Origin of the sequence: Arthrobacter sp. Hiyo1, assembly GCF_001263615.2 — a bacterium.
Classification (GTDB): domain Bacteria; phylum Actinomycetota; class Actinomycetes; order Actinomycetales; family Micrococcaceae; genus Arthrobacter.
The window spans coordinates 402,857-414,383 of record NZ_DF952468.1 but is presented as its reverse complement, the minus strand read 5'-3'; the positions used below and the strand labels follow the sequence as shown (position 1 = coordinate 414,383).

The following is an 11,527-nucleotide window of genomic DNA, read 5'->3' as shown; positions in this document are numbered from 1 at the left end:
GCGTCGGCTTGCCGAGCGGCTTGGGGGCCTCAGGCAAGTCGAGGGTTCGGGCGCCGGTCGAGGCGCCTTGGCGGCGTCGACGTATGTTGGTTTGGGTACGTCCACCGGCCGCCATTCAGACTCTTTGGATTCCGCCGTAAACCGAACTGTGTTGTCGCCGGCGGCGACGGCAACGTTAAGGGCGGCCTGACGGAGCTCGACGGCGGTCAGTCGGGTGGCCTCACGGGCGTGCGCTTCGGCGTCGAAGATCTTGGTCGCAGGTCGGTCCGACGCCGGCGCATTTGCGCGGGGGCTCTCGACCGCGGGACCCATTGCATTACGGAAGGCCCTGTTCATCTTCGCCCGGCGGTCCCTGATGGCGAGCCGGCGAAGCAGGAAAACGGTCCCGACCACACCGACGATGGATGCCAGCGGCAGCCAACCCGAAACGAGGCCAAGAATGCGAAGAACGCCTGAAACGGCCGCCGTGAACAGCAGGAGGAGACCGCCGAGTGCAAGGGCGCAGCGCCCGTACCTGACTTTGAAGACCGCCGCATCCGATGCAGCATCACGCCGTTCGCCGGCGCCGGCCGATACCTCGGGCAATGCGGTTGCGGTGCTCTGCATGGTTTCCATTGCTTTCTCCTGCCGAGGGGTGATTGACAGAACCACCCCGGCTTGCAGTTCATGAGCGTCTTCGTCGATGACATCTGCCGGGATGTCACCGGCCATTTGGACGTGGTTGTGACGATTCCGCAGTATGTATGGCGCAACCCAAACAATCCACAGCGCGACAGCAATGACCAATATCACCGAGCTGCTGAGAGGGAAGTCCACAATCAAAACCGTAGAAGGAAATACGCAGAGGCCGCCGCATTGCCCACGGTGTGTCGTCGGAGAGTCGGCAAATCAATGGATTTACCGGCTCTCATCCACCTGGCCGACTAGTTGGCTCCGCGTCTCAGCCAAGCGGCCAGCAAACCGCCGGGGACCTCTTCCGAGGTCAACGCAAAGCTTCGGTGGTCAGCCCATTCCCCGTTGATGTGGAGGAAACGCTCACGGCGGCCTTCGTCGCGGAATCCCAGCTTCTCAACGACGCGTAGGCTCGGCCCGTTCTCGGGCCTGATGTTGATCTCCATCCGGTGCAGGCCCAGAGCCTCAAAGCAATGTTCGGTGGCCATGGCAACCGCGGTGGGAGCTATTCCGCGGCCGGCCCGCGCCTGGTCGACCCAATAACCAAGCGTGGCCGTCATCGCCGACCCCCACATTATCGAGGAGACCGTGAGCTGCCCGACGATCCTGGGCTCCGGGAACCCGGGAATGCGCTCCGTGATCACGAACGGAAGGGCACTCGCTTGCCGAGCCTGCGAGTTGAGGGAAGCCACCATCTGCCGATAATTCGGCAGGCGACCGCCAGGGGCCGGTTGGAGGCTTCCCAAGGCGCCAGCCAATCACTGTTGCGTGAGCGGACCTCGGTCCATTCCTTCTTGTCCCGGTAGTGAATGGGACGCAAGATGAGGTCGCCACTCTCCAACGTCACCGGCCAAATGGCCGACCCCCACACGATGAGCTACTTGCTGAGGCCGGCGGCGAAGCCGGGCAACCACTCACGCAGACCGGGACCGAGGTCTTCGCTGTCGCACGCCAGCTGGACGCAGGCTTTGAGGTAGCTCAGCTTGTCCCCGGTGTCGTATCGACGGCCACGGAAGACCACTCCATACACGCCGCGGCCTTCGCCCTCCTCGGCGGCCAGGACCTGGAGGGCATCCGTCAGTTGGATTTCCCCGCCGCGTCCCGGCTCGGTGTGCTCAAGGACGTCAAATACGGCGGGGTGAAGCACGTAGCGGCCAATCACGGCCAGGTTTGATGGAGCTTCATCTGCGGCTGGCTTTTCCACAAGCTGCTTGATCCGGACGTAGCCGTCTTCGCCGATATCCTCGATGTCAGCGCAGCCATAGGAACTGATCTGGGAGGGCTCCACCTCAATGAGGGCTACGACGGATCCGCCGGTCTTCTGCTGAACCTCAATCATGTCGCTGAGGAGTGTGTCCCGGGCGTCGATCAGATCGTCACCGAGAAGAACCGCGAACGGCTCATAGCCGACGTGCTGCTTGGCACGCAGCACCGCATGGCCCAAGCCCTTGGGGTCGCCTTGGCGAACATAGTGGATGTCGCCCAGGCCGCTCGTGGCCTGTACAGCGTCCAATTTGGTGATGTCTCCCTTGGCCTCAAGGGTCGCTTCAAGCGCCGGAACACGGTCAAAGTGGTCTTCCAATGCGCGTTTGTTGCGTCCCGTGATCATCAGGATGTCGTTGAGGCCGACGCCCACGGCTTCCTCAACCACGTATTGGATGGCCGGCTTATCGACCACCGGCAGCATTTCCTTGGGCATGGCCTTTGTAGCCGGCAGGAATCTGGTACCGAGCCCCGCAACGGGGATCACGGCCTTGCGGACGGCGCAGCTATTGGAAGTCACCGGACTAATCTAACGGAAGGAGCTGGACATTGGGCAAAAGAGTCCCGGGGCGCACAGCGGTGAAGCTCCCTTTCCTGCCCATCCCCGGGCCGCACAGCACCAAGAACTGGAGCAAAGATGACTTTGAAGGACGATATCCGCCGGGACAACCGCAAGCGCAGGCTCACCTTGACCGCGCAACAGCGTGCTGACGCTGGAACGGGGATTGCCCGCCATGGCCTCCTGTGGGCGGATGCGGTTACCCAAGGGAATCCGTCGACTTTCGCCGCTTATGTCGGCGTGGCTGCCGAGCCGCCGACAATGCCCTTGCTCGCTGCGCTCCACGCCGCCGGGCACCGGGTCCTCCTTCCCGTCTGTGAACCGGAACGGCGTCTGAGCTGGGTCTATTGGACACCGGAAACGTCTTTTGTCCGCTCGAACTACGCCCCGATTGACGAGCCCGTGGGCGAACGATTCGACAGTGGCGTCATCAAGGATGCGGCTGGAATCTTCCTTCCGGCCACCGCGGTCGATGAAAGCGGAAACCGTATCGGGCAAGGGGGCGGTTACTACGACCGGCTCCTCGACAAGCTCGACGCCGACGGGCAGCGTCCGCCGACTGTCGCCGTCGTATATGACCACGAAGTGCTGCCCGCGGGGACGATCCCCGCACAATCGTTCGACAAGCCCGTGGCCGAGGCACTTACCCCTAACCGGGTTGTACGCCTGGTTGCGGCGGCTTGACCGAGTTTGAGGTCTGTCTACTCCGCCACATTCCGTAGTAGCGGCCTCGACTCCGGATGATAGAATTGGCACTCAGGCCCTGCGACTGCTAATGGACGGAACAATCCGCCTTGGCAGCACAGGACCTGCAGTTCGTCCCGGAGGAGGATCACCAGTGCCCACATATGCCTATGCCTGCAAAGACTGCGGACATGCCTTTGACATCGTTCAGGCTTTCACGGACAGCTCGCTGTCCGACTGCCCTGAATGCCAAGGGTCGTTGCGTAAGAAGTTCAACAGCGTGGGCGTCGTCTTCAAGGGATCGGGCTTCTACCGCACCGACTCCCGGGATTCCAAGGGAAGCACCGTTTCGGCCGCTCCCGCCGCACCAGCTGCGTCTCCGGCTCCGGCGTCGGTTCCGGCGGCTGCCGCGAGCTGATAGCCGTTTCCGGCTGCCCCCGGTTTTCCACATAGCACGACGTTTCCACATAACTCAACGTTTCCACATAGCTCAATAGGGCCCTGCCACGGGACCTGCGTGCCCCGTTAGCGTGGCACCATGCCAAAAATCCCGAACGTATCCCCGGGCCCTGTGCCTGCCGGATCTTCGTCGCTTCCGCGCGATAGGATCCCGTCGCCGATGAGCATGGCCCGTACGCGTCGCCTTCAGGTTCTTCCTTTCAGGGCGGGCGGGCGCCTCGGCGCTCCCACGCGACAATCCGGGCATCGACGCTTCGCTGGCTGGCTAAACCACAACCGCCGCCTCGTGGTGGCCCTTCTGTTATGCGTGGCCGCCGGGATCGCGGTCCACCAGCTGACTCCCCCTTCGGAGCAGCGAGTCACGGTCCTGGCCGCCGCGCGGGATCTTCCCGCCGGGTCCACTTTGATGGATTCCGACCTCAAACCCCTCGAAGTCCTTCCAGATGGAGTTCCCGCGGGGGCGCTCTCCCCCAAAACCGGATACGGCGGGAAGCAGCTTGCCTCGCCCCTGCGAAAGGGGCAGATCCCCACGGACGCCCAACTCCTGGGACCGGGCCTGCTCACCGGCACCGCACCCGCGACGGCGGCCGTTCCACTTCGCATGGCCGATCCCGCTTCAATCCAGCTCATCTCGCCGGGCCAGGTGGTCGACGTTGTGCTCACCGCAGCAGATGGGCCTGAAGGGCCCGGCAAGAAATCCGAACTCCTGGCATCTGCGGTCCCGGTCTTGTGGACATCCGGGCAGGGAGGCAAGGCCACCCAATGGTTGGGCACGAATGAGGCGGACGGCCTTGTGGTTGTCGCCGCCAATCCGCAACAGGCCGAAATCCTCGCCGGAGCTTCCACGCGAGGGAAACTGTTCTTTGTCCTCGTCAATCCCTCTGACAACCGGCAATCCCGAGCCCCGGCCGGATAACCACGAGCAAATGGAGGGTTCAGCCCCAGTGCGGGGGCCTTTGCTCCTTCAGCCAGGCGTCGTGGTCATAGCCAGGCTCATCGCCCCAACGGCGTGGATCATCCTCGGAGGCTTTCTTGGGCAGAATACTCTCTCCTGCCGGCTTCCGCTCCGGTGCGGGCTTCACTTTTGTTTTCTCCTGCCCGTCCAACTCCGCGTCAGGGCCCAGCGCATCGGCACTGGTGTCCGCAGCGCGCTTGGATTGAGTGCTTTTGCTTTCCGCCATTGCGCTTCCTTAGGGGATCGCCGGTCCCGAGCCAGTGCCTTGCGTACCGCGGGGGCCTTGCATACCGCGGGGGCCTTGCCTACCATCAGGCCCGGCCGTGGCCGGGTCCGCCTGACTGTTCAGTTCCAATTGTTCAACATCAACATCCAGGAATCCATCCTGGACGGCACCATACGAGGGTGCCGTCGGCTTCTCCAGCCCCAGATAGGAACCGATGCGGTCGGCGCAGGACGAAGGATCCGTGAATACTTCAATGGTCCACAAGGACATGTAACGCCAACCCAGGCGTTCCAGAAGTTGGGGCCGGAGCCTGCTGCGCTCCCTGACGCTCATGCGGCGGTATCGTTCCGTGCCATCCGATTCAATGGCCACCGGGGTGGGCATTTCGGTGTCATCGCGACCTATGGTGTGCACGGGATCGGCTGCCGCGGCAATGTCCAAGGCTCCATCGTAGTGGTGCCACACCCGGGCTCCGCGTGCACGGAGCCGCTCGCCCAGATCCGCCACCAACGGATCCTCACCGAGCGCCTGCTCGCTGGCAGCAGCCCTGGTGGCGGGCGTCCCCAGGTCCGAATTCCCGGACAATTCACGGTCCAGGAGTTCATGGAAATCAACGGCGCCGTGAGCCAACCTGTCCAGGTCGAGGTCCTCCGGACGGAAGCAGCTCAGGACGTGCAACGACCTCCGGGATCGGGTCATTGCCAAGGCAAACTTGTTTCGCCCGCCTTCGACGGAGAGCGGCCCGAAACTGTGCAGAGCCCGGCCGTGCGGGGTGCGCCCAAAGCCCAGGGAGAAGATGATGTGGTCGCGGACCAGTCCTTGTGCGCGCTCCAAATCCACCACGCGGAAGGACTCCGCACCGGCGTTGAAGAAACCCGACAGCAGCGGATAGTTGGGGAGCTGGAGCCTGATGGCCTCGCCGATCCTTGCGGCATGCCGCAGGCTTGCGGTGACCACGGCGAGCGAGGTCCTTGGCCGCAGACTGGCGTGTTGAAACACCAGGTCAACCACACGGTTCACTTCCGCGGCGACCGATTCGACACCTTCGTGATCCGCCCCGGGAAGGCCAGTACCATCCGGGATGTACTCAACTACCACCGAGCGGTCCAACCCGGTTACGGACTGCCCGTCCGGCAGCCGGCGAAGGCCACCGTTGTAGTAGTTCTTGCTCAACTGCAGCACGAGATCTTCGTCGACCGCGCGATACACCCAGTTCAACTGCCAGGTGGGCAGGACCCGGGCCAGGGCATTGAATGCACTGTCCACGGTGTCTTGGCTTGCGGCTCCGGCCATGGGTGGCTCCACGGCGACGCTGAAAGTGCGGGCATTGGCGATCTTCGCGTCGCCAAAGGCAACCACTTGCTGGGCCCGGGCAATGGCCGGCAGGACGGCCTGCAACGATGTGCTCTCGGCATCGAGAATCACCACCGCGTCGAATTTTTGTTCTGCGGGCAAGAGGCTCGTCAGCAGGTACGGACTGATGGACCACACCGGAACCAAGCGGGACACAAGGGCGGGCGCCTGGGCACTGAGCGCGGACAGGGTAACGCGGCCGTCTTTGATCAGGTTCCGCAGGAGCTCCGATTGGCGGGGGTGTTCGGCGATTCCAGCCCGCCACATTTCGGCAAGTTTCCACCGCAGGCGCGCGGCCCCGCTGGCAATGTGCGCGTGGTCCGCCAGGCGGTACTCCGCTTCGAGACGGCGAAGGGAATCGCCGTCGGACATCGCGAGGTAGTCGTCACCGCTGATCATCGCTTCCAGGGCGGACTGCCACCAGGCGAGGTCCAGTTCCGCGGCAACAGATTCGGCAGGCACTTCGCGTTCAGCCAGGTCAGCAAGAAGCTCGGCGAGTCCGTGCTCGCGCATGTTCTCGACCAGAAGGGTGCGCTCCGGGAGTGTCTCCAAAGTGCCGGTGTCCGCCACAAGGCGCTCAAGCCGCTCCATGAGATCCTCGTAGCGCGTCGCGTGGAGGTCGCCGCCGGCCGCGGTGTGTTGGAGGCAATCGCCCAAGCGGCGGAGATCCCGGTCCAGTTCGCGGTAGCTCGCGCCGAGGTCGGCAAGTCCGGAGGGCACTGCCGGATGGCGCTGGGTGGTCGCGTACTGGGCCCACAGTGCCCGCTGTTCCTGAACGAGCGCCAAGGAGCTGTGCAGATCCGCAATGTGGACACCGGGGCGGACATATTCCTTTGCCACACGACGCAAGCGGGAGCGCTGCATCGAGGGCATCTCGACTCCCCGCTCACGGCGCCAAGCGGAGGTAGCGGTGGCCGAAATCAGGTCGTGGACCGGCCGGTCAAAAATATCCGGGGTGAACTTGTCCAGGCTCTCCCGGACCGCCATCAAGAGTTCAAGCTGCGCGCCCCATTCGGCGAAGTTCGCCCCAAGCCGGATTTCGGAGTGCTCCGCAACCTGGTTCATCCGTTCACGCAACCGGGGAAGTTGTTCGGCGGCACTCCTGGCCAGTTGCTGGGCTTCCTCGGTCTCCTTGCGCGTGACCAGGCGGGCCCCGTACCAAGGGCTCGACGTCGATTCACGCTGAAGCTGCCAAGCTCCGCAGCGCGGCGCAGTCTCTCGGCCAGCTCGGCCCGGTCTTTGATATTGTCCAGCACGCTGCGCTTCAAGCGCACCGTCGTAGCGGGGGCAGGGTGGATCGAGGTGAGCTCCGCGAGCGACTGCATTGCCTGGTAGGGCGAGCACCCCCAGCGCTGGCGTACGTTGTGCAAAGACGCGACGTGGTCCATGAGTGCATGGCGGTGCTCGGTCAAGGTCTTGTGGAGATTCGCGAGTTGCGGCTCCAGCGACTTCTCGTTGCGGATAATCGCGCTGATCAGTTGACCCTTGAGCTGCTGGGGCGTGGCACCGTTGCCTGGCCTGAACAGCATCGATTCAAGGCCAAGGGCTTCAAAATGGCCGGCCAGGCCGTTGAGGCTCGCCCGCCGGTCGCCCACCACAAGCACCGACTTCCCCTCGTTGACGAGGGCACCGATGGCGTTGATCGCGGTTTGGGTCTGGCCGCTGCCTGGTGGGGTGCTCACCACGAGCGAGTCCCCTGCCCGGACGGCATCCACGACGTACTGCTGATCCGAGTCCGCGTCCAGGAGCAGCGATTCTTCGGCGGGGTCGCGCTCGTCGAGGTTCGGGAACCGTCCGGACTTGATGGGTTCGGGTTCCACATCGCCGCCGTTGGCGGCTTCAAACAGGGAGGCAACGACGCTGCTGTTCTCGTTGATCCAGGGGTCGTCCAAGTTCCCGGACAGATCCGCCAACGTCGTGATGAGGAGATTGGGGGTTACTTCGGCACCGTGGATCGGTTGTACCAGTGTGGCAAGACGGTCGAGGACCGGCAGCGGGTCAAGGCGCGCGGTGTTGTAGGCCATGCGGCTCACGGCGTTGACGTCAAAGACGATTCCATGGACGGTCTTCAAATGCCGGACCAACGCGGGGTTGATGCCCGCTTGCTCGGTCAGTTGCAGCTCGTAGTCGTCTTCGCCCGGCCGCGCCGTGAGTGAGATGGCTGCCAACATGACGGGGGCGGAGACTCGTTGGGGTTTCCCTCCCACCGCCGACGTCCACACGACCGTGCCGCAGGAGAGATAGCCGGCGTCGATTCCCCGGTCATTTCCCAGTTCGAAAATCTTTGAGCGAAGGTTCCTGGCTGCACGCGCGGCAACAAGATACTGCTGGCGATCCCGGATCAAGGTGGAAAGACGGGTCCGACGTCCGGCGAGGAGCTGTGCCAGGCCTGAGGGGTGGCCGTTGCTTAGGTCTATCGACCCTTCCGGCGTCTTGACGAAGCGCAGCATGGTGTCCGCGCCAGTCACGGGCTTGAGCCCCGACAGCCATTTCCGAAGCTCTATGGAGCTCTCTTCGTGGCTTTGACCTACTGACACCGCTGCCTTCTTTTCTGTTATAGCTCGAGACGACTTGGACCAAATCGGCATACTTTCGAGGGTAGCGGGAATCGACCGGCAGTCCGCACCGCAACACTGGTGGAAAGGCAAATTGGCGCTGATTTCAGGGGAAAAACAAAGTGACCGGCCCCTGGAACAGAGGCCGGTCACTCAGAATGCTATTCCCACTCGATGGTTCCCGGCGGCTTGCTGGTGACATCAAGTACCACGCGGTTGACGCCATCAACCTCGTTGGTGATCCTGTTGGAGATCCTGGCGAGGAGGTCATACGGAAGCCTCGACCAGTCGGCGGTCATGGCGTCCTCGGACGAAACCGGACGCAGCACGATCGGGTGTCCGTAGGTGCGGCCGTCGCCCTGCACGCCAACGCTGCGGACGTCGGCCAGCAGCACGACAGGCATCTGCCAGACGTCATTGTCGAGTCCGGCCGCCGTGAGTTCAGCCCGCGCAATCGCGTCCGCCTTGCGAAGGAGGTCGAGCCGTTCCTTGGTCACGTCGCCGACGATGCGGATACCGAGGCCGGGTCCGGGGAACGGCTGGCGTCCGACGATCTCCTGCGGCAAGCCGAGCTGCGCGCCCACGGCACGAACCTCGTCCTTGAACAGCGCGCGGAGCGGTTCAACGAGTTCGAACTGCAGGTCCTCGGGAAGGCCGCCCACGTTGTGGTGGCTCTTGATATTCGCGGCACCTTCGCCGCCGCCGGATTCGACGACGTCCGGGTACAGGGTGCCCTGGACGAGGAACTTGATGCTCTCGCCTTCGGACGCAGCCTCGGCAATGATGGCCCGCTCTGCTTCCTCAAACGCACGAATGAACTCGCGGCCGATGATCTTGCGCTTGGTTTCGGGATCGCTGACCCCGGCCAGGGCGGACAGGAAACGCTCCTGCTCGTTGGCGACGTAGAGTTTGACGCCGGTAGCGGCAACGAAGTCACGCTCGACCTGTTCGGCTTCGCCTTCGCGCAGCAAGCCATGGTCCACGAAGACGCAGGTCAGCTGATCGCCAACGGCGCGCTGCACGAGGGCTGCGGCAACGGCCGAGTCGACGCCGCCGGAGAGGCCGCAGATGACCTTGGAATCGCCGATCTGCCGGCGGATCCGGTCCACCTGCTCGTCCAGGATGTTGCCTGTGGTCCAGTTCGGCTTCAGGCCTGCCCCGTTGAACAGGAAGTTTTCCAGAACCTGCTGGCCGTGGACGGAGTGCTTTACTTCCGGGTGCCATTGCACGCCGTAGAGATGCTTCTCTTCGTTCGCGAAAGCAGCCACAGGTGCTCCGGCGGTGGTCGCCAGGACCTCGAAGCCTTCAGGAGCCTCGTGAACGGAGTCTCCGTGGCTCATCCAGGTGTTCTGGGAGTCCGGGACACCTGCAAGGATGGAGCGCGCCTCACCGACGGTGGTGGCCTCGGTGGCGCCGTACTCCCGCAGACCGGTCTGAGCGACCTTGCCGCCGAGCGCGTTCGCCATGGCCTGGAAGCCGTAGCAAATACCGAAGACCGGGACGCCGGCCTCGAAAAGGTCCGCGCCAACCTTCGGGGCACCCTCGGCATAAACGCTTGAAGGTCCGCCTGAGAGGATGATCGCTGCCGGGTTCTTGGCCAGAAGCTGCTCGGTGGTGAACGTGTGCGGAACAATTTCCGAGTACACATTCGCTTCACGGACGCGGCGGGCAATCAGCTGCGCGTACTGGGCACCGTAGTCAACAACCAGCACCGGCTTCTGGGAAGTCTGAGCTTCAGAACTGAAGGGTGCGGTGGGAGTAGTCACCGTAACAGCCTACTTTGCCGGGATGCCCCGGTGCACCTTGAAGGCGGTCGTGAAGCCCGGAAATCAGCCCCGGAACCAGTCCGACGTTAGCGATCTCACAGTGACCGCCGGACCACGCCCGTCAGTAGCGCTTGGAGGCCTGCGGATTCGCGGCGAGTTCCATCTCTACCTCAGAGTGGAACTTCTTCTCCACGATGAAGGACATGAGAGGGACGACGCCGCCCAAGGCGAGCAGGACGAGCTTGGTGAACGGCCAGCGCATGAGCGACCACAAGCGGAAATCCGAGATGAGGTACAGCACGTACATCCAACCGTGGACGATCAGGACCCCCACGGAAACGTTGACCCCGCCCAGGACCGCCTTGGACTCGGCGTCGGCGAATCCGAAACCGAAAGGCTGACCGGTGATCGCATTGGTACCGCCGGCGAAGAGATACACGCCGAACACATAGCGCGCGACGAGTTCGGCGCACAGAAGCAACAGCATGGTGCCGGTGAGGTAAGCCATGACTTTGTAGAACTTCAGGGCCGAGCGGATCTGCGCCGTCGTTCCGCCGAAGCGGCGCTTCTTGGCCGCCCTTGGCTTCGCGGCGGATTCTCCGGACTGTTCGGGCTGGATGGCCGGTTTGGGCTCAATCATGGCTTTACCTGTTCTGGCTTGGTAATTGCTGGCAAATCGTCTGACGGGTGTTCGTCGTCGGGCTCTTCCTCGTCGTCTTCAAGGGTGCGCCGGTAGTCATCGGCCACCATGCGCCACCAGATGTAGAGGGCGAATCCTGCAAAGACAACCCATTCCACGGAGTAGAAAAGGTTGAGCCAGTTGATCTGTTGGTTGGGTGGTTGGGCCGGGATATTCAAGGGCTTCAGCTGCGCTGGAAGTTCGAGGGTCTTGCCCGCGGATACTTCCGACGTCGCGGCGACGAAGCCGGGATAGCTCGAGACGTCCCACGTGTTGATGAGTTCCGCGACGGAGACCGCAGAGGCGCGTCCCGCTCCGGCGTCGACGTTTGGCACCGGCGCCTCGGACGGCAGGAG

8 protein-coding genes and 4 pseudogenes are annotated in these 11,527 nt (G+C 63.5%); 4 read left to right on the top strand and 8 right to left on the bottom strand.

All coding sequences use genetic code 11. The features are described 5' to 3' along the window. A pseudogene (locus tag AHiyo1_RS24385) lies at positions 1-615 on the bottom strand (hypothetical protein); the annotation flags it as partial. Between the two features lie 51 nt (positions 616-666). Between AHiyo1_RS24385 and AHiyo1_RS24080 the strand changes: the two are divergent. Next, entirely contained in the window at positions 667-927 is a 261-nt protein-coding gene (locus tag AHiyo1_RS24080) for a hypothetical protein (protein ID WP_148667386.1), read from the top strand. Here the strand turns inward: AHiyo1_RS24080 and AHiyo1_RS01830 are convergent. Both AHiyo1_RS01830 and galU read right to left on the bottom strand, forming a co-directional pair. After that, positions 924-1,543 (bottom strand): annotated as a pseudogene (locus AHiyo1_RS01830) (GNAT family N-acetyltransferase). The gene AHiyo1_RS24080 and the pseudogene AHiyo1_RS01830 overlap by 4 nt on opposite strands. Before the next feature lie 6 nt (positions 1,544-1,549). Then, the gene (gene galU / locus AHiyo1_RS01825; protein ID WP_059387427.1) at positions 1,550-2,455 is read right to left on the bottom strand and encodes a UTP--glucose-1-phosphate uridylyltransferase GalU; all 906 of its coding nucleotides are present in this window, start codon (positions 2,453-2,455) and stop codon (positions 1,550-1,552) included. 117 nt (positions 2,456-2,572) lie between these two features. Between galU and AHiyo1_RS01820 the strand changes: the two genes are divergently transcribed. From AHiyo1_RS01820 to cpaB, 3 genes are all read left to right on the top strand, one after another. Next, positions 2,573-3,178: a 5-formyltetrahydrofolate cyclo-ligase gene (locus AHiyo1_RS01820; protein ID WP_059387426.1), complete on the top strand. Its 606-nt coding sequence runs from the start codon at positions 2,573-2,575 to the stop codon at positions 3,176-3,178. Positions 3,179-3,332: 154 nt separating this feature from the next. Continuing rightward, the gene (locus tag AHiyo1_RS01815) at positions 3,333-3,596 is read left to right on the top strand and encodes an FmdB family zinc ribbon protein (RefSeq protein ID WP_059387425.1); all 264 of its coding nucleotides are present in this window, start codon (positions 3,333-3,335) and stop codon (positions 3,594-3,596) included. Between the two features lie 201 nt (positions 3,597-3,797). Continuing rightward, positions 3,798-4,553 (top strand): Flp pilus assembly protein CpaB, encoded by a 756-nt coding sequence (cpaB, locus tag AHiyo1_RS01810; protein WP_172465467.1) that lies wholly within the window; start codon positions 3,798-3,800, stop codon positions 4,551-4,553. A 19-nt stretch (positions 4,554-4,572) separates the two neighbouring features. Here cpaB and AHiyo1_RS28145 read toward each other — a convergent pair whose 3' ends face one another. The 5 genes and pseudogenes from AHiyo1_RS28145 to AHiyo1_RS01790 all read right to left on the bottom strand — a co-directional run. Continuing rightward, positions 4,573-4,818 carry a hypothetical protein gene (locus AHiyo1_RS28145; protein ID WP_445286177.1) on the bottom strand — a complete coding sequence of 82 codons (246 nt, stop codon included), beginning with the start codon at positions 4,816-4,818 and terminating at the stop codon, positions 4,573-4,575. A 122-nt stretch (positions 4,819-4,940) separates the two neighbouring features. Continuing rightward, positions 4,941-8,759: pseudogene (locus AHiyo1_RS01805) on the bottom strand (AAA family ATPase); the annotation flags it as partial. A gap of 128 nt (positions 8,760-8,887) precedes the next feature. Continuing rightward, positions 8,888-10,492 (bottom strand): glutamine-hydrolyzing GMP synthase, encoded by a 1,605-nt coding sequence (guaA, locus tag AHiyo1_RS01800; RefSeq protein WP_059387424.1) that lies wholly within the window; start codon positions 10,490-10,492, stop codon positions 8,888-8,890. A gap of 121 nt (positions 10,493-10,613) precedes the next feature. Continuing rightward, complete coding sequence (locus AHiyo1_RS01795; RefSeq protein ID WP_059387423.1) at positions 10,614-11,132, bottom strand: DUF3817 domain-containing protein; 519 nt, start codon at positions 11,130-11,132, stop codon at positions 10,614-10,616. Beyond that, positions 11,129-11,527: pseudogene (locus tag AHiyo1_RS01790) on the bottom strand (SURF1 family protein); the annotation flags it as partial. The pseudogene AHiyo1_RS01790 and the gene AHiyo1_RS01795, both read right to left, overlap by 4 nt.

Bases quoted from the DNA above. Each gene is read 5' to 3' on its own strand.
- AHiyo1_RS24080 (WP_148667386.1), top strand. From the start codon at position 667: ATGAGCGTCTTCGTCGATGACATCTGCCGGGATGTCACCGGCCATTTG.
- AHiyo1_RS01820 (WP_059387426.1), top strand. From the start codon at position 2,573: ATGACTTTGAAGGACGATATCCGCCGGGACAACCGCAAGCGCAGGCTC.
- cpaB (WP_172465467.1), top strand. From the start codon at position 3,798: ATGAGCATGGCCCGTACGCGTCGCCTTCAGGTTCTTCCTTTCAGGGCG.
- AHiyo1_RS28145 (WP_445286177.1), bottom strand. From the start codon at position 4,818: ATGGCGGAAAGCAAAAGCACTCAATCCAAGCGCGCTGCGGACACCAGT.
- AHiyo1_RS01795 (WP_059387423.1), bottom strand. From the start codon at position 11,132: ATGATTGAGCCCAAACCGGCCATCCAGCCCGAACAGTCCGGAGAATCC.